This is a genomic window from Bradyrhizobium sp. Ce-3 (genome assembly GCF_022835695.1).
GTDB lineage: Bacteria > Pseudomonadota > Alphaproteobacteria > Rhizobiales > Xanthobacteraceae > Bradyrhizobium.
In genome coordinates, this window is the sequence record NZ_BQUV01000002.1 from 122,189 (window position 1) to 139,272 (window position 17,084).

Below are 17,084 nucleotides of genomic sequence, written 5' to 3' on the forward strand. Positions count from 1 at the left end.
GCGTGATCACGGCGGCTTGAGCCGTCGTTATCGCGCCGTTCGCTGCAGTAAGTCCCGATATCCACTGCCGCTGCTATCGCTCCCTTTCCAAAGCGCGCGCCGGCCGCTACATCCGGCGCATGCCACTGCATCTCATCAAGCTCGCCGTCGGTTGCGACTCGGTCAAGGAACTCAAGGGCTGGGTCGCCGAACGGATGGCGACCGCGAAGAAAAAGGGCCTGCCGCTCCGTCACGTCCACATCACGCGGATGACGCCGAAGCGCGAGGAGGAGCTCCTTGCCGGCGGCTCGCTGTATTGGGTGATCCGCGGCGAGATCGCCGCGCGCGAGAAGATCATCGCGATCGAGCCGTTCCGCGACAAGGATGGCATCGGACGCTGCCGGATCGTGATGCAGCCCAAGGTGATCGCGGTCTCGCCGCGGCCGATGCGGCCGTTCCAGGGCTGGCGCTACCTGACCGCGGACTCCGCACCGGCAGACCTGACCAAATCGAGCGCGGCCAGCGTGGCGTCGATGCCCGAGCCGATGCGCCGCGAGTTGCGTGACCTCGGATTGCTTTGAGCAATCGGATTGCTTTGAGCAATCGAGCGGCGGTGATCCGGGATCACTGGGTCACGAGATGCAGCCGGGCCCATTCTGAGGCCGGGACCTCGACATAACGGCCACCCGCCTTGTCGGCGGTGACGTCGAACAGTTCATGGTCGATTCCCATCTCGCCGAGATATCTCCGGAACTGATCGGTGAAGATCGTGGTGAGGTTGTCGCGGTGCTCGGTAGAGACGTTGGGTGCGAGACGGTCGTAGATCTGCATCCTTGCGGTCAGGACGACGCGGTTGCCGGGCGGCAGGCTGCGATGCACGCCGCCCGCGAGCATCAATACACATGCCAGCTCGCAGGGCACACCGGAGAGTTTTTCCTTGGCATCCAGCGGGCCGCCGGGCCGCTTCAGTGCAAAGCATTCCTCCTCGGGTTTTCCGTTGCATGCCTCGACCTCTGTCGCCGCCACCGCCGCATCGATGCCGCGACCGCGCAGGATGCGGCCGAGGCTGGCGGCGACGGTGAGGTCGGACCCCGGTTTGACATTGATCACCACCGGCAGCTTGCGTCCGTTCTGCCGGTCGAGGATCGCCAGCAGGCGCTTGTAGGTGTCCCATTGCACCGCGCCCTCGGCGGCGATCCAGTCCGTGCAGCCGGGGCCGCAGGCATCGGGCGCCCCGTGTGCGACATAGAAGATCATGGCGCCCGGCGCCGAATTGACCCCGCCGACCGGCGGCCGGGTCTGCGCCTGCGCCGCCGCGGCGGCCAGCAGTGCGATGCCGAGAACAATGCCTTGTCTGAAATAACGATTCATTCCGATCGCCCCTGAAAGGCGCGATCATCCATGCGTCGCGAGCGTGGCGCAAGCACGACCCGGCCACACGGATGAGGCCGGGCTCTCCTTACAGGCTCGCATCCGCTCCGCGCATGAACCGCTTCACACTTTTCCGGACCTGACTCAGACCGCGATATTGTCGATCAGGCGCGTGCCGCCGATCCGTGCCGCGACCAGCATCCGCATCGGGCCCTCCTTCAGCGAGCCGATCGGCGCCAGCGAGGCGGCGTGGCGGACCTCGAGATAATCCAACACGAAGCCGGCCTTGGTGATCTCCGCGGCGCCGGCGGCCATCGTGGTTGCGGTGTCCTCGCCGGCGCGCAGGCGGCCTGCCGCTTGCTTCATCACGCGGTTGAGCGCGGGGGCGGCGCGCCGTTCCTCCGGCGACAGGTAGACGTTGCGTGAGGACATCGCGAGGCCATCGCGTTCGCGCACCGTCTTTGATCCGATCACCTTGACGCCGAGGTCGAGGTCCGCGGCCATCTGGGTCACGACCCGGAGCTGCTGGAAGTCCTTTTCGCCGAAGATCGCGACATCGGGCCGGACTTGCGTGAACAGCTTGCCGACCACGGTGGCGACGCCGCCGAAGAAATGCGGCCGGAAGCGATCCTCCAAACCGGCGGTGGCGGGTCCCTCCGGCACGATCCGGGTGGCGAAGCCGTCCGGGTACATCGCCTTCACCTCGGGGTGCCAGATCAGGTCGACGCCTTCGGCGGCGAGCTTCGCGACGTCTTCCTTCCAGGTGCGCGGATACGATCCGAAGTCTTCGGTGGGCGCAAATTGCGTCGGGTTGACGAAGATCGAGACCACGACCCGCTTGGCCCGGCGCTTGGCGAGCCGCACCAGCGACACATGGCCGTCATGGAGGGCACCCATGGTTGGGACCAGCGCGACGGTGGCCTTCTTGGCGCGCAAGGCGTCGACGGCCCGACGAAGGGCAGGGACGGTACGGACGACGGTGGGATTTCTCGGCATCTGGTCTCGACTCGCGGGGCAATCTGGGTGGGATGAATTGAGCTGGAACGGTTGGCGCTCGGCGGGTGATGGAGTTTACCAAGACCGGGCCGCCGTCGGCAAACTGCCGCGACCAGCATTAGCCGATCCAGGTCGCGCGTGGAGCACTGGTATCGTGCCGCCGATCGACGCAGCAATCCTGCTCGACCGATTCATCATTAAGGACGGCTGCGATTGATTTCTCTTCGTGGTGATGCATTTCACTTGACCGCGGCAGCGCTTCGACTCGAAGATCATTTCCGGGATTTGAATCATGTTGGTTCAGGCTAGTCAGGGTCAATCCGGCTCCGCGCACGTCGTTGTGCTGGGCAACGAGAAGGGTGGTTCGGGCAAGTCGACCACCGCCCTGCATATCGCCGTCGCGCTGATGAAGGCCGGACAGCGCGTCGCCAGCATCGATCTCGACTGCCGCCAGCAAAGCTTCACCCGCTACATCGGCAATCGCCAGGCCTGGGCCAGGCGCACCGGGATCGACCTCGAGCTGCCCGCGCACCACTGCATCAAATACGGCGAGACGATGCAGATCGAGGCGAACGAGAACGCCGAATTCCAGCAGTTCATGACGGCGGTGAGCGCGGTGGAACGCGCCTATGATTTCATCGTCATCGATACCCCGGGCTCCGACAGCTACCTGATGCGGCTCGCGCATTCGATGGCCGACACCCTGGTCACGCCGATCAACGACAGCTTCCTCGACTTCGACGTGCTGGGCACGGTCGATCCCGCGACCTATGCGGTGACCGGCGAGAGCCATTACGCGGAGATGGTGCGCGACGTCAGGCGCAAGCGCCGCCAGCTCGACGGTGCCTCGACCGACTGGATCGTGGTGCGCAACCGGCTGTCGATGCTGGGTTCGCGCAACAAGCAGCTGGTCGCCGACGGCCTGAAGCAGCTGTCGCTGCGGCTCGGGTTCCGTGCGGTGGACGGCTTTGCCGAGCGGGTGGTCTATCGCGAGTTCTTTCCGCGCGGCCTGACCGCGCTCGACGACATCGACGAGGCGACGCTCGGCACCCGCCCGAGCCTCGGGCACGTCACCGCTCGCGAGGAGGTGATGAGCCTGTTGCGCCAGCTCAAGCTGCCGCTCGACGAGCGCGGCCGCCGCCGGGCCGCCAACCGGGCCGAATGGTTCAGCCAGGTCGACAAGCCGCTGGAAGTCGACGACATCATCGGCAGCTAGCGATCGTGAGCAGCAGCGCGTTGACGGCGATCGATCTGGGTTGTCGGGGCGCCGTCGTCGGACTGTCGTTGCTGATCGCGGCCGTGTTGCTGCGCGACCGCCGTGACACCACGGCACGCCTTGCTGCCGCGCTGGTGGTCGCCGTTGCGGCTTCCGCGATGTCCGGGGCGCCGGGATTTCCGCGGCCATGGCCATATTGGGGGCTGATCCTGCTGGCCTTGTCGAGCAGCGGATCGGTGCTGTTCTGGGTCTGGGCGCGCGCGACCTTCGATGACGATTTCGTGCTCCGGCCGTGGCACGGCGCCTTGCTGGTCGCGGTTGTCGGCGCGCAATTGTTTGATGCCTGGCCCGCTCGAGGCGTGCTCCGGGGTGGGCTCGATGATGCACTGTCGTTCGTCTATCTCGGCTTCGCGGTGCTGGCCGCGGCACAGACGGTTGCGACATGGCAGGCGGACCTGGTGGCGGGACGGCGGCGGTTGCGCGCGATCGTCCTGCTCGGTGCGGTGGCCTGGAGCGCCGCCGTTTTCTCTCACAATGTTTGGCCGACCCTGGTCGCCAGTTCAACGGTCTGGAGCGCGGCCAACGCGTCCGTGCTGTGGGCGCTGCTGGGTATCGCGGCATGGAGCCGGTTTCAGGTGGCCCCAACGCAGCGGGCGTCCGTCCTTCTGCCAGCCGCGGCTCGAGTTCCCGGCAGTATCGGCGGGGCTCCGCCTGGACGGGAGGACAAGCCGTGGGCGGTCGATGCCGAGCTGTTGCGCAGGTTGCAGCGCCTGATGACGTTGGAACGCGCCTATCGGCGTGAAGCAATGACGATCGGTTCGCTGTCGGCCAAGCTCGGCGTTCAGGAATACCGGCTGCGGCAGCTGATCAACGAAGGACTGGGATATCGCAACTTCAATGCCTTCCTCAATCACTACCGGATCGAGGACGCCCGTGCGGCCCTCGCGGATCCCGGACAGAAGCAAGTGCCGGTGCTGACGATCGCCATGGACGCCGGCTTCCAGTCGATCGGCCCATTCAACCGGGCATTCAAGGCCGCCACCGACCTGACACCGACTGAATTCAGGCGGTTGGCGCTGGCTGAGCACGCGTCTGAGGCGGGCAATCCGGACGACCGCCCAGGAATCGGCCAGAGAAACTGACGAATCGGCCAGCCGAATTCTGAAGCCGGCAAGCACGGACTGAGATTCTCGGGCAGATGGTCCAAACGATTGGTTTGGGCGCGGTCGCAAACCGCACGGCGAGGATCGAATGGAACGACGCCAATTCATGTCATTGCTCGGCGGCGCCGCGTTGGCACCGCTCGCGACCTTGCCGCTGTGTGCCGAGCCGACCGACGGCTGCAGCGTTCCGGGTGAGCGAGACGACGGCTGGTCGGTCGCGCCCGTGACCGAGGATAAGCTCGTCGACCGCCATGCACTGTGTAGCAGGGCCGATCGGATCGCCGTCTCGAGCGATGGCCACATCCATTCCGTTCTGGTCGTCCGCGGCGGCAGGCTGGCGTTCGAGCGCTACTTCAGGGGGCCCGACGAGGTTCCCGGCCGCTTCTACGGCAGCCGGGTCGAAGACGTCACGTTCGATGCCGATAGGCTGCACAACATGAAGTCGGTCTCGAAGAGCGTCGCGTCCCTCGCGGTCGGGATCGCGATCGATCGCGGGCTGATCCGCGGCATCAACGAACCGATCTTCAGCTTCTTCCCCGAATTGTCGGACCTGCGATCCCCCGAAAAGGACCGCATTCAGCTCGTGCACACCCTCACCATGTCGATGGGGTTGACATGGGTGGAGGCGACGCCTGCGACCGGAGACGACAACGACGAGGCGCGCATGTATCGGGCGCCGGATCCGTGCCGTTACGTCCTCGGTCTTTCGGCAACCGCCGCGCCGGGCGAGGCGTTCTTCTACAACACTGGCGCGCTCGCGCTGCTGTCGGCCATCGTCCGCAAGGCGACCGGACATCCGCTCGACGAGTTCGCGCGCACCGCGTTGTTCGAGCCGCTGGGCATCACCAGCTTCGAATGGAGCCGGTTCAAGGGGGATAGCGATGCCGGTGGCGGGTTGCGCCTGCGGCCGCGCGACATGGCCAAGATCGGCCAGCTTGTCCTCGCCGGCGGCCGTTGGAACGGTCGCCAGATCGTCTCAAAGGCATGGATCGAGACTTCGACGGAAGCGAAACTCAAGGCCACGGACCATCAATCCTACGGATATCTGTGGTGGCTCGGCCGCTCCCAGTCCAATGGACGCACCGTCCAGTGGATCGGCGCGTTGGGGCGCGGCGGGCAGTCGATCCGCATCGTACCGGAGCTCGATCTCGTTATCGCGGTGACTGGGGGCTACTACCAGGACTACAGCCCGGAGGCGTTTCGCGCACAGTACGCCGTCTTCAAGGACGTCCTGGGCGCGATTTCGCCGCCGGGCTAGTTCGGCACCAGCACCGTCATCTTGAACGGCCCGCTATTGGCGGCGGCATGTGCCACGGCGTCGTTGGCATGGTCGAGGTCGAAGGTCGTGACCTCGAATTGATCGAGCCGCAACAGCCCGGCGCGGGCGAGATTGACGAGGCCGAAGGTGGCTTCCGGCGGATACATCCAGACGCCGTGAATGCTGATGCATTCGCGCATGATCCAAGGGTAGGGCAGGTCGAGCCCCGGTCCGCCCTGCATCCCGACGCCGCCCATCAGCACGACCCTGCCATAGGGACGCACGGTCATGATCGCGGCGCGGACCGTTGTGGTCGTGACGGACGGAGGCATCAGGTCGAGCACGCAGTCGATCGGTCCGGGCGCGGCTTGCCGCATGCGCTGACGGTCGTCGTCTTCGTTGCCGCTCAGCCTGACCGGGCGCACGCGCGCGCCAAAGCGGCGGACCAGATCTGCCAGCACCTTCTCGTTGCGACCCGGGGCGACGACGCAGGCGGCGCCCATCGCGAGCGCGACGGCGACCGCGGCACTCCCGAAATTCCCGGTGGCCCCGCTCACCAGCACGGTCTCGCCCGGCTGCAGCCGCGCCGCCAGCAAACCGCCATAGGGCACGAGGCAGGTGCCGAGCGCACACCATGACGGCGCATCGGCCGGATCGATCCCGCAGATCCGCTTGACGTTCTCGGTCGGCACCAGCGTCTGCTCGGCAAACGAGCCGTGACGGAAGTGCCGCTGCAAGCGCAGTCCGCCTTCGCCGCGCGCGCTCCAGCCCTGCAACGTGATGTCCGGCGAGATACTGTCGTCGCGCGAGCGGAAGGTCGGATCGCAGTACACCCAGTCGCCGGCGGCGAGGTGAGTTGCATCCGGCCCGAACGCGCGTACCCGCCCGATGCCGCCTGGACCGGGAACGGCCGGCAGCTCGAGCAGGTAGTTGCGTGCGCCGCTGAACACCTCGTTGGTGTAGGACAGCACGCGCGTCGCAACGACGTCGACGAGGACTTCACCCGTTCCCATCACCGGGGCGGGGACCTCTTCGATCGCGAGCGGTGAGCCGAACGATTTCAGGATTGCTGCTTTCATCTGGTCTTGTCCTCGGGTTGAGAGCGGCATCATCCCGCGCTCCGTTGCGGCCAGGAAGACCTGGTATTATCCTAGGACTATCAAACCCACTCAGGAGTCCCGTGCGATGGCCACTGCGCGGCAAAGCGAGCTAGGTGATTTCCTGCGGTCGCGGCGGCAGAAGCTGACGCCCAAGCTCACCGGCACCCAGGCCGGGCGGCGGCGCCGCACGCCCGGGCTGCGCCGCGAGGAGGTGGCCGAGCTCGCCGGCATCGGGGTCGACTGGTACATCCGCCTCGAGCAGGGCCGTTCCGTCAGCCCATCGGTCACCACCATCGACGCGCTGGCGCGGGCGCTGCGCCTCAGCAAGGCTGAGCATGCGCATCTGCGGGCGCTTGCGAAGGACGGCGACCGCCGCCCATTCGTCGCTGAGACCGTGCCGCCTGCGATCCGGCGCGTTGTCGAAAGCCTCAACCAGCCTGCCTACGTCACCGGACGGCGATGGGACGTGCTGGCCTGGAACGCGGCCGCGGAGGAGGTCTTCGCCTTCGGCCGCCTGCCGGAGGACGAGCGCAATACGCTGATCTATGTGCTGACCAACCCCAAGAGCCGGCGGCTGTTCGGTGCAAGCTGGCCCGAGGAGGCGCGGCGCATCGTGACCCAGTTCCGCCGGACCCACGACCTCTGGGCCGGCGATCCGGCCTTCCTTGACCTGCAGGCGCGGCTTCGCAACGGCTGTCCGGAGTTCGACGGCTGGTGGGGGACGCACGACGTCAGCGTCAGCGTCGCCGGACGAAAGGAGTTCAACCACCCCAAGCGCGGCCGCCTGACCTTTGAATACGCCACCTTCCGGGCCAATGACGATCCCGGCCTAAAGCTGATCATCTACACCGAAATTCACTGAGAACCGTGGTTTTTCGGTGATTTTCGTCACAGAGTGGCCAAAAAGCCGGAACAAAGGTGCCGGAATCCGGTTTCCCCTCAACGTCGATCCAGGGTTCGAACGCAACCTTGGGAACTTGCGTCGTAGGGTAAGAGGAGAGCACGAGCCGCAGCAGAGGTCCTGTGCAGGTGCACAAACTATAGGTGCAACGCACAACGTTATGCCACCAAAGCCACAATATTTGGACTTCCTGTCACGGCGCTGTGACATATATTCTCAAAAGGAGGCCGAAGAGCTTCCAGCCAAAATCGCCCTGAAAAGGCGGGCACCTCGAGGACGTCATGAAGCGTGGAATTCTCGTTCTGCTTTCGCTCTCCGTGGTCATCACGGCGGCCTATTTCACCGCGAGCAAGTGGGCGATCCGTCACGAAACTCTCATGTTCAAGGACCCGACGCGCGATGAGCGGCCGGTCGCGGTCGACGTTGCCGTGCGCTTCGACAAGGAGATGCAGGCCGACGCTGGCATGATCACGCTGCCGGTTGCGATCCTCAATCATGGCAATACCGTCAAATTCACCGAATATTCCTTCCTCGCGAACGTGTTCGCGGCGCGCGGCTATCTGACCATCAGCATTCAGAACGACCTGCCGTCGGACGGACCGATGGTGACCAAGGTCGGCGAGCTCTATGTCGGGCGGCTGCCGCAGTATCAGCGCGGCATCACCAACATCAAGTTCGCGATCGAGGAGATGAAGAAGCGTCAGCCGAACGCCGACTACACCAAGCTGACGATGGTCGGCCATTCCAATGGCGGCGACATCGCGATGTATTTCGCCAAGCAGTATCCGGACGAGATCAAGAAGGTCGTCACGCTGGACAATCTGCGCGTGCCGTTCATGACCGACGGCAAGTTCAAGATCCTGTCGTTCCGTTCGCATGACCAGCACTTCAAGCCCGATCCCGGCGTGGTGCCGGACGAGGAGGAGTGCGAGAAGGCCGGCATCACCGTTGTGAACACCAACTTCCAGCACAACGACATGCGCGACACCGGACCCGAGAAGGCCAAGGACTCGATCCAGGCCATGCTCGATAAATTCCTCGCCGATACCGACAGCGCGATCGCGCCGGTCGACACCAGGAATGCGCCGCCGAAGATTCTGGAGCCCGGACCGGTCTCGCTCTACGTGCCGGTCGAGAAGCCTCCGACCTTCACCGAGAAGCTCAAGAAGTCGCTCTCGCTGACCAAGACCGAGACCAAGAAGGATCCCTCGGTCACGAATTGACGGGCGGCCGCCGAGCCAGGCTCGCCCGTCCACGTTGACCAATCGGACATGGCGGCCCACATAGTGTTTGCTGTACGAGGCAAGCGCTGATGGCCGGCAAGACGATCAAACCGACATCCCAAGGCGATGTGCGTCCGGCGGACGCGCCCGGCGTGCCGACGTCGAGCGCGAACGACATCGCCGCGTTCGTGGCGAAGGCGCGGGCGATGTCGCCGCATCGCGCCGGCGCACGCGGCAGGCTGGTGTTCGCGCTCGACGCCACCATGAGCCGGCAGCCGACATGGGACATGGCGTGCACGCTGCAGGCGGACATGTTCCGCGAGGCCGGCTCGCTCGGCAGCCTCGATATCCGCCTCGTTTATTATCGCGGCTTCAATGAGTGCCGCGCCACCGGCTGGATCTCCGACAGCGCGCAGCTCGCGCGGCTGATGAGCAAGATCGATTGCCAGGGCGGCAATACCCAGATCGCCAAGGTGCTGTCGGAAACCCGCCGCGAGGCGGTCGCCTCCGGCGTGCGCGCGCTGGTGTTCGTGGGGGATGCGATGGAGGAGAGCGCCGACGACCTCTGTGCCAGGGCCGGTGAGCTCGGCCTGCTCAAGGTGCCGGTCTTCATGTTCCAGGAGGGCCACGATGCGACCGCCGAGCAGACATTCCGGGAGATCGCGCGGCTGACCGGCGGGGCGTGGTGCAGGTTCGATCCCGGCGCGGCCGCGCAGCTCCGCGAGCTGCTGCGCGCCGCCGCGGCCTATGCCGCCGGCGGCCGCGAGGCGCTGCTGCAACTGGCCAAGACCGCGAGCGGCGCGGCGAAGCTGATCGGCCAGATGAAGTAAGACGCCGCGTCAGGCGCCCGACGTTGCAGCCTTCGCGATTGCGCCGAGCAGCGCCGCCATGGCTGATGTCACCGCCTTGGTCTCATCCGCAACGCCGTGCCGCTCGGCGAGCCAGGCCGGATCGTTGTAGGACAGCCAGGTGTCGCCGGCTTCGTCCTGCCAGACCAGCGCCTTGAGCGGCAGATCGATCCCGACGGTCTGTGCGGCCTGCATCAGGGGCGTGCCGCCCTTCGCATTGCCAAACACCACGACCTCGGTCGGGCGGAGCGCAAGACCGGCGCTGGCCGCGCCCGCGGCGTGATCGATCTGGGCAAACAGGGTCAGCCCGCGTGCTTGCAGCTCGGCCTTGAGCCGATCGGTGGTTTGCTTCGGCCCGACATGGCTGCGCAGGCTGATCAGTCCGTCAATCGCCATCAAGCTTCCTCCGGCGCGGTCGCCGCACGCTACGCAATTGCGGCGAGCTAAGCCACGTGGGCGCCCTTCACGCTCCGGTGAGACGAAGCTTCGCATGCTTTTTGCCGCCGGGCCGCCTATATTCCGCGCATGCCAACCCTGATCGCCGGCGTCATCGCCGTTGTCGTCCTTTATTCCGCGCTGCAGATGTTTCGCGCGGCCAATCCCGCCGTGCTCGCGCGCGCGATCAAGATCGTTGGCGGCGTGCTGGCGCTTGCGGTCGCGGCCTTCACCGGCGTGCGGGGCGAGCTGGCGGTGGCAATTCCGCTCGGCATCTTCGGCGCCGGACTGCTCGGCTGGTCGCCGTTCGGGAACACCGGGCTGCCCAATTTCGGCGGCATGTTCGGCGGCTCGCGCTCTCAGGGACAAAGCTCGCGGGTACGCTCGCAATATCTCGACATGAGCCTCGATCACGGCAGCGGCGTGCTCGCGGGCCGGATCGTGGCCGGACCACAGGCCGGCCACATGCTCGACGAGTTCGATTTGGCGCAGCTGCTGGCGATGGTGCCGAGCTTCGATGCCGAAAGCGTCGCGCTACTTGAAAGCTATCTGGACCGCCGTTTTCCCGCCTGGCGTCAGGACGCACAGGGCAACCGGACAGGGGGGCAGGGCCGCGCGGCGCCGAGCGGCAAAATGACCAACGAGGAGGCCTATCAGATCCTTGGCCTGCAGCCGGGCGCGTCGCGTGACGACATCGGCCGGGCTCACCGCACCTTGATGAAGAAACTCCATCCCGACCAGGGGGGCTCGACGTACCTCGCGGCTCGTGTGAACGAGGCCAAGGATACTCTGCTTCGCACGCATCTCTAACTCCGGCTACGCTACCAACGCCACAGCCGAGAGCTGTCTTCCGCTTCTGATTGATGCCCCGTGGCCCGCCGCTGTCCGGCGTGGCCGATCGTTCTTTCGGGAAAACTTAACCGTAAAATCTTGACGAGAAGTTTTCATCGCCACGCCGCGTGGCCGATGCGCCAGTCGTTTCGCGCGGAGCACACGCAAAGCAAAAGGGCCGGCGCATGCGGCGCCGGCCCTTTTGGACTCAGCAGATCGTGTCGATCAGTTGCGAACGGTGATGCAGGAGATCTCGGCGCGCTTCAGCGTCTTGCAGGCGGCTTCGGCCTGATCGCGCTCGAGACCGGCAAAGCGGGCGCGGTAGAGCTTGCGATTGTCCTTGGCCACGACTTCGGTGAACGGGTCGGCCTTGCTGAGCAGACCGCGGGCAGAGCTGCGCGCGAGGTCGATGCGCTTGTTGGCCTCGCCCTCGGATTCCAGCGCGCCAACCTGGATGATCCAGCCGCTGTGCGCGGCGCCCGGCTTGACTACGCTGGTCGGCGGGGCGGCCTGCAGGCTGCGGGTGGCGGGTTCGATCGAGGCCACGGCCTGCGGCGCCGCAGGGGCGGGCGCATGAACGGCCGAGGCCGGCAGCACGCCGAGGATGCCGTTGCCGGTGCCGAAATTGGCCGGCTGCGGCGGCATTTCGGGCCGCGAAGTCTCCGCGGCGCGTGCCATCATCGCATTGGAGGTCTCGGGGATTTCGCCGCGCGAGGGGATCGTGCTGGTGATCGGGGGCGCCGACTGGGCCGGGCCGGCGGCGGCGAGCTTGATCTGGCCGGCCTTGACCTGAACGGTCTTCACCTTGACCGGCTTCATCGGTTCAGCCGAGCCGGGGATCGCGGCGATCGGCTGGGTCTGGATCACGCCAGAGGTCAGCGGCGCCGGCTCGGGCTTGGCCTGCGGTTCGGGCTTTGCCGGGGGCGGCGGCAGGGCGGCGGCTGCGGCTGCCAGCAGCGAGGGCTTGGCCGGGCGCGGCGCCGGCATCGGGGCAGGCTCCGCGGCAGCGACCGGGGTGGTCTCTGCCGAAGCGCGTGCGTCGTCGGCATCGGCAACCTCGACATTGGCGTCGGCCGGATTGCGCTCGGTGATCGCAGCAGCGGTACGGGTGGTGGCACCCCTGCCGATGTTCTCGGCCAGCAGGTTGCGCATGATGGCATCGCGCGAGCCGCCGCTGCGGCCGCCGAGCACGACGCCGACCAGGAAGCGGTTGCCGCGGTGGATCGAGGTCACGAGGTTGAAGCCGGAGGCGCGGGTGTAGCCGGTCTTGATGCCGTCGACGCCCTCGACGCTGCCGAGCAGACGATTGTGACCGGTGATGGTGTGGCCGCGGAAATTGAACGCCGTGGTCGAGAAGTAGCGATAGTAGCGCGGGAAGCGATCCTGGATGGCGCGGCCCAGCGTCGATTGATCGCGCGCCGTGGTGATCTGCTCGTCGTTGGGCAGGCCGGAGGCGTTGCGATAGGTGGTCCGGCTCATGCCGAGGGCGCGGGCCTTGCGGGTCATCATCCGGGCGAAGTCGTCTTCGCTGCCGCCGATCGCCTCGGCGATCACGACCGCGGCGTCGTTGGCGGAGCGGGTGACGAGGCCCTTGATGGCGTCTTCGACCCTGATGGTCTGGCCCGGCCGCAGGCCGAGCTTGGTCGGGTCCTGTTCGGACGCATGCTCGGAAACCGGCATCTCGGTGTCGAGCTTCATCTTCCCGGAATCGAGACGCTCGAACAGCAGATAGAGCGTCATGATCTTGGTGAGCGAGGCGGGGTGCCGCAGGCCGTCGGGACTGTTTGACGTCAGCACCGAGCCGGTATTGCCGTCGACGATGATCGTCGCAAATTGCGGGCTGTAGCTTTCGCGCGCGGACTCGCTGTGGTGGTGACGCGCGGCGTGGCGCCGGTGACGGCGCGCCTCGGCGTTATCACTCGTGATCAGGATCGCCGTCGTGACGGTTACGAGCCCAAGAACGCCAACTCGCAGCGCCCGCGAGGAGGCAAAGGTTGTTCGAAGCATCTACTTCCCCGTCCCAATTTCTATCTAGATCACTGGCCCGTGAGGCGAAATTGTGCCCGGCGGCCGTCGATCCTTGCCTGCGCAACAGACCATTTCGGGCAGAACCATCTGCCTTCGTGGCGGCTCAGGTCGCTCTTCTAGCTAAGGTGTTGTTCACAAACAGCTTTCAAGGCTGCCCGTCGGAAGGCGAACAAAGTCCAGGAATCAGGTTAGGTGGCCCGAGTTTCCAAAAGATTAAGCAACCGTTGCGTAGTCCCCCGGGGTTTATCGCAAATGCTCAGGATTCGGGCAAATGTCGTTGTGCGGCGCACAATATTTGTTGACATAATTGTGCGATGCGATATTCCAATCGTTGTCAGGGGGCCGGGAGCTTCCCGGCAATGGGAATTTGCGCCTTCAAGTCTGGGAAAAGGAATTCCATCCATGGTCAAGATCGAAGACATTCAGAGCTACGGCAAAGAGCATTTCGAGTCGGTCACTGCGTCTGCGAACAACCTGCAGAGCGGCGTCCAGGCCATCGCCACCGCCTATGGCGACTACGCCAAGAAGTCCTTCGAGGACACCAAGTCGTTCGTCGAGAAGCTGTCGGGCGTGAAGTCGCTGGACAAGGCGCTCGAGGCGCAGACCGAGTACCTGCGCTCGTCCTACGAGACCTTCGTCGCGGAATCGCAGAAGATCGCCGGCCTGTATAGCGACTGCGCCAAGCAGACCTTCAAGCCCTATGAGGGCCTGGTCTCCAAGTTCACGCCCGCCGCTCAGTAAGCGTCGCGCTCAGGACAAACGAAAAGCCCGGCCGAACGGCCGGGCTTTTTTGTTGTGCGTGAGTCGGGCGGTTACTTCGCCAGCCGCAGCTTGCTGAGCGCCGTTCCGATCGTGTTGAACGTCGTCACGATCTGGGTCGAGCTGGTCAGCATGAAGAATTTGTCGGGGCTGCTGGCGCAGTTCTTCAGCACGGTTGAGGTCGGATCGGCGGGCGAACTGGTGTTCACCTGGATGGTGTAGATCGTGTACATCGGCGATCCACCGGAATCCTTCGCGGCCTGCAGGTTCTGGCACATCAGGGCCTGCCGCGCGTCGATCGGATTGCCGGACGCCTGCGTCCTGCCGTCGCCGTATTCGGGCCAGCGGTCTTCGGTGTTCAGACCGTCGGACAACAGGATGATGACCCGGTTGTAGGTCGTGTTGGAGTCCTCGGCCGGCGTGTTCAGCGGGCCGCCCACCAGCAATGACTGCCACGCCCAGGCCAATCCAACCGCCTGGTTGGTGCCGCCGGTCGGCTGCATGGCGTTGACGGCCGTTTTGAGCGCGCTCCAATTGTAGCTCAGCGGAATCATCGGCTCGAGCTGCGTCGAAGAGCTGCTGCTGCAATAGGCGGTGCTGTTCTCGTAGTTCTCGTTGGCGGGAAACAGCGTCGTCAGGTCGGACGTGTTGGGCAGCACGCCGGTCGCATCGTTGGGCTGCGTGCGGTCGGTGATGCAGCCGGTCCAAGTGCTGATCGGATTTGTAGAAAAATTGCGCCAGTCATTGGCGACCCCGAGGGCGGTGGGAGTCCAGATGTGCTCGGTGTTGGTGGTGCTGGTTGGGTCCCTGTAGCCGACGATCGCAGAAACCCGGGGCTGATTGGTATTGTGCGTGTTGTCGTTGGGGCCCGGCTGCGTCCAGTTGTGGACATAGGTCCATCCGGTGCAGGACCGGCTGCTGCCGCTGCCGCTGCAGGTGCAGCCCGAGACGTTATTGCCGGACGAGTTCTTCGGGCAGCTGCACTTCGAGCTTCCGCTGCAGAAAGTCTCTTTCGTTCCGGCTGCGGTTGCCGCGGACGGCTCGCTGGTCCAGCAGCCGTTGTAAAACGTCTGGGAATTGCCATCCATGGTCGGACAGATCGGATTCTGGATGCTCGCGCCGTTGACCGTGAGCGTCGTCGACGGGATCGTCGAGGTCGTCGAACTGTTGCGTGTGGGGTTGACCTGGCAGACGAAAGCTCCGTTTGCACTTCCGTCGGTGTTGCCGGTGGTGTTGGTGAACGGGCACTTCGAACCCGGTCCCACGGCATGCCAATTGACGGGCAGCGTTGCCTGCGTGCTGGTGGTGAGGAGGGCCTGCTGAGTGGTCGGCGGATTGAGCCAGTCGGTCCAGTCGATAAAGCTCGCGCCGTAGTTGCTGGCGCCGAGGTTGACGTCCTTGAAGAACGGAATGACGGAGATGTAGACGTCGCCGTTGTTCTTGCTGAGCGCGCTGAGCTGATCGATCAGGCCGCCGGTTCCGGCGACCGCGTTTCGCAGTGCGACAATCTTGTTGTCGTCCTTCATCGACCCGGTGTTGTCGAGGGCGAGGGCGACGCGCATCTTGACGTTGCCCCAGGTGCTGGTCGAGGTCGCGCCGAAATTCACCGTGGTCGGGGCGGCACCGGCACCGGGGAGCAGGGCGGCAAGCTGCATAAAATCATATTTAATGTAGCCCGATCCGGTCAGGAGAATAGTGGCTGCCGTGTTGGCGGTCGGGGTCGTATAGGTGGCGGAAATGGAAATGCCCTGGCCGTCCTTGTTCGTATAAAGAGCGGCGAAATAGGTCTGCGCCTTGCCCGGAATCTGCGCGGCCGTGATGTTGCCCATGGTCAGATCCTTGGACAGCATCAGCGCGGTCGAATCGAGCGCCGCCTGCATCGAGGAGCGGGCGGCGTTGGCGCGGGTATAGTCGATCGCTACACCCACGAAGAGGAGCACGGGAATCGCCGCGAAGGTGAAGATCACCGCGATATTGCCGTCGGTTGCCTTGGAAAACCGGCGGGCGGCCGCGCGAACGCGATCGAAAATGGCTGAACCAAGCATGATGCTCTCATCGAAATGAATGGCGCGGCCATCTCGACTGGCGCGGCTAAACAGTTGGTGAATCGCGCAAGGGAAACCCGGGATCGGCCCCGATGAACGATGAAAAGCCGGGCAAAAGCGCTGGCTATCCTCAATGCCGCCTAAATTGGACCCCCGACTCCTTTGTCAAATCAGGCAGAAATGATTAACCTTCCGGGGGTTGCCGCGCCGGGAAAAGGACCGGTGGGCCGCGGCGGGTCTGCGCTTGCGGCAGGGCCTCTCGAGGCCCATATTCGCATAGTCGATCCGGCCGCCGGATCGGACCGGGAGCGGCAATCTGGAAAGCATTGCTGGGGGTTCCGCGATGTGTCTTGCGGCAATCGCGACCTCCGTCCAATCGCCATCCGGTTTTCCCGCTAGTTTCCCTTGGGGAATTCGAACGCCTGAGCCATGTTGCGATCCACGTTGACAGCCCTGATCTCCGAGCCGGTTTCGTCCATGCCGGCGGTAGCCGCCGCGGCGGCGCCGAGAATGAGCAATGACGACAACCGCAACGGCGCGGGCACTGGCCCGTCGACCTCGGTCATCACCAAGGTCAAGCCGAAAACCAAGCGCCCGAATTTGTATCGCGTCCTGATCCTGAACGACGACTACACTCCGATGGAGTTCGTCGTTCACGTGCTGGAGCGATTCTTCCAAAAGGACGCCGAGGCGGCGACCAAGATCATGCTGCACGTTCATCATCACGGGATCGGTGAGTGCGGCGTGTTTACCTATGAGATCGCCGAGACCAAAGTGACGCAAGTCATGGACTTCGCGCGCAAGCATCAGCATCCACTGCAATGTGTGATGGAAAAGAAGTAGTCCGCGGAAACGATTGAACCCGCCGCGGCGGCGGAACGGGTCTTGCATCGCGTATTGTGACGGTGGTGAACCGCGTTCCCGTACGATC

Annotated in this window: 16 protein-coding genes; 10 read left to right on the top strand and 6 right to left on the bottom strand. The window is 64.9% G+C overall.

The window, feature by feature from the left end:
* Positions 1 to 119: 119 nt before the first annotated feature.
* Positions 120 to 560 (top strand): DUF1489 family protein, encoded by a 441-nt coding sequence (locus BRSPCE3_RS06885; protein ID WP_106318065.1) that lies wholly within the window; start codon positions 120 to 122, stop codon positions 558 to 560.
* 43 nt (positions 561 to 603) lie between these two features.
* On the opposite strand, the gene BRSPCE3_RS06890 is transcribed toward BRSPCE3_RS06885, so the two are convergent.
* Complete coding sequence (locus tag BRSPCE3_RS06890; protein ID WP_244065073.1) at positions 604 to 1,350, bottom strand: hypothetical protein; 747 nt, start codon at positions 1,348 to 1,350, stop codon at positions 604 to 606.
* A 144-nt stretch (positions 1,351 to 1,494) separates the two neighbouring features.
* Positions 1,495 to 2,346, bottom strand: a complete 852-nt coding sequence (gene panC / locus BRSPCE3_RS06895) for a pantoate--beta-alanine ligase (RefSeq protein WP_244065074.1) — start codon at positions 2,344 to 2,346, stop codon at positions 1,495 to 1,497.
* Positions 2,347 to 2,638: 292 nt separating this feature from the next.
* Between panC and BRSPCE3_RS06900 the strand changes: the two genes are divergently transcribed.
* The 3 genes from BRSPCE3_RS06900 to BRSPCE3_RS06910 all read left to right on the top strand — a co-directional run bounded on the left by BRSPCE3_RS06900 (position 2,639) and on the right by BRSPCE3_RS06910 (position 5,983).
* Positions 2,639 to 3,562: a division plane positioning ATPase MipZ gene (locus BRSPCE3_RS06900; protein WP_244065075.1), complete on the top strand. Its 924-nt coding sequence runs from the start codon at positions 2,639 to 2,641 to the stop codon at positions 3,560 to 3,562.
* A gap of 20 nt (positions 3,563 to 3,582) precedes the next feature.
* Positions 3,583 to 4,704, top strand: a complete 1,122-nt coding sequence (locus BRSPCE3_RS06905) for a helix-turn-helix domain-containing protein (protein WP_244065076.1) — start codon at positions 3,583 to 3,585, stop codon at positions 4,702 to 4,704.
* Between the two features lie 127 nt (positions 4,705 to 4,831).
* A complete protein-coding gene (locus BRSPCE3_RS06910) occupies positions 4,832 to 5,983 on the top strand; it encodes a serine hydrolase (protein WP_244065077.1) in 1,152 nt (383 codons plus the stop codon).
* Here BRSPCE3_RS06910 and BRSPCE3_RS06915 read toward each other — a convergent pair.
* On the bottom strand, positions 5,980 to 7,062 hold the full coding sequence (locus BRSPCE3_RS06915) for a zinc-binding alcohol dehydrogenase family protein (RefSeq protein ID WP_244065078.1): 1,083 nt from the start codon (positions 7,060 to 7,062) through the stop codon (positions 5,980 to 5,982). The genes BRSPCE3_RS06910 and BRSPCE3_RS06915 overlap by 4 nt on opposite strands.
* A 106-nt stretch (positions 7,063 to 7,168) precedes the next feature.
* Between BRSPCE3_RS06915 and BRSPCE3_RS06920 the strand changes: the two genes are divergently transcribed.
* The 3 genes from BRSPCE3_RS06920 to BRSPCE3_RS06930 all read left to right on the top strand — a co-directional run bounded on the left by BRSPCE3_RS06920 (position 7,169) and on the right by BRSPCE3_RS06930 (position 10,037).
* Positions 7,169 to 7,945, top strand: coding sequence for a helix-turn-helix transcriptional regulator (locus tag BRSPCE3_RS06920; protein ID WP_244065079.1), 777 nt, complete (start codon positions 7,169 to 7,171; stop codon positions 7,943 to 7,945).
* Between the two features lie 320 nt (positions 7,946 to 8,265).
* Entirely contained in the window at positions 8,266 to 9,207 is a 942-nt protein-coding gene (locus BRSPCE3_RS06925) for an alpha/beta hydrolase (RefSeq protein ID WP_244065080.1), read from the top strand.
* 89 nt (positions 9,208 to 9,296) lie between these two features.
* On the top strand, positions 9,297 to 10,037 hold the full coding sequence (locus tag BRSPCE3_RS06930) for a VWA domain-containing protein (protein WP_244065081.1): 741 nt from the start codon (positions 9,297 to 9,299) through the stop codon (positions 10,035 to 10,037).
* A 9-nt stretch (positions 10,038 to 10,046) separates the two neighbouring features.
* On the opposite strand, the gene BRSPCE3_RS06935 is transcribed toward BRSPCE3_RS06930, so the two are convergent.
* On the bottom strand, positions 10,047 to 10,451 hold the full coding sequence (locus tag BRSPCE3_RS06935) for a DUF302 domain-containing protein (RefSeq protein WP_244065082.1): 405 nt from the start codon (positions 10,449 to 10,451) through the stop codon (positions 10,047 to 10,049).
* A gap of 129 nt (positions 10,452 to 10,580) precedes the next feature.
* On the opposite strand from BRSPCE3_RS06935, the gene BRSPCE3_RS06940 reads away from it, so the two are divergent.
* Positions 10,581 to 11,300 carry a DnaJ domain-containing protein gene (locus BRSPCE3_RS06940; RefSeq protein WP_244065083.1) on the top strand — a complete coding sequence of 240 codons (720 nt, stop codon included), beginning with the start codon at positions 10,581 to 10,583 and terminating at the stop codon, positions 11,298 to 11,300.
* Between the two features lie 246 nt (positions 11,301 to 11,546).
* On the opposite strand, the gene BRSPCE3_RS06945 is transcribed toward BRSPCE3_RS06940, so the two are convergent.
* Positions 11,547 to 13,328, bottom strand: coding sequence for a D-alanyl-D-alanine carboxypeptidase (locus BRSPCE3_RS06945; RefSeq protein WP_244065084.1), 1,782 nt, complete (start codon positions 13,326 to 13,328; stop codon positions 11,547 to 11,549).
* A 423-nt stretch (positions 13,329 to 13,751) separates the two neighbouring features.
* Here BRSPCE3_RS06945 and BRSPCE3_RS06950 point away from each other — a divergent pair, with 423 nt between their 5' ends.
* Positions 13,752 to 14,090, top strand: coding sequence for a phasin family protein (locus BRSPCE3_RS06950; protein ID WP_244065085.1), 339 nt, complete (start codon positions 13,752 to 13,754; stop codon positions 14,088 to 14,090).
* 71 nt (positions 14,091 to 14,161) lie between these two features.
* Here the strand turns inward: BRSPCE3_RS06950 and BRSPCE3_RS06955 are convergent, their stop codons facing one another.
* Positions 14,162 to 16,153, bottom strand: coding sequence for a TadE/TadG family type IV pilus assembly protein (locus tag BRSPCE3_RS06955; protein WP_244065086.1), 1,992 nt, complete (start codon positions 16,151 to 16,153; stop codon positions 14,162 to 14,164).
* 510 nt (positions 16,154 to 16,663) lie between these two features.
* On the opposite strand from BRSPCE3_RS06955, the gene clpS reads away from it, so the two are divergent.
* On the top strand, positions 16,664 to 16,996 hold the full coding sequence (gene clpS, locus BRSPCE3_RS06960) for an ATP-dependent Clp protease adapter ClpS (RefSeq protein ID WP_244065809.1): 333 nt from the start codon (positions 16,664 to 16,666) through the stop codon (positions 16,994 to 16,996).
* The last annotated feature ends 88 nt before the right edge of the window (positions 16,997 to 17,084 follow it).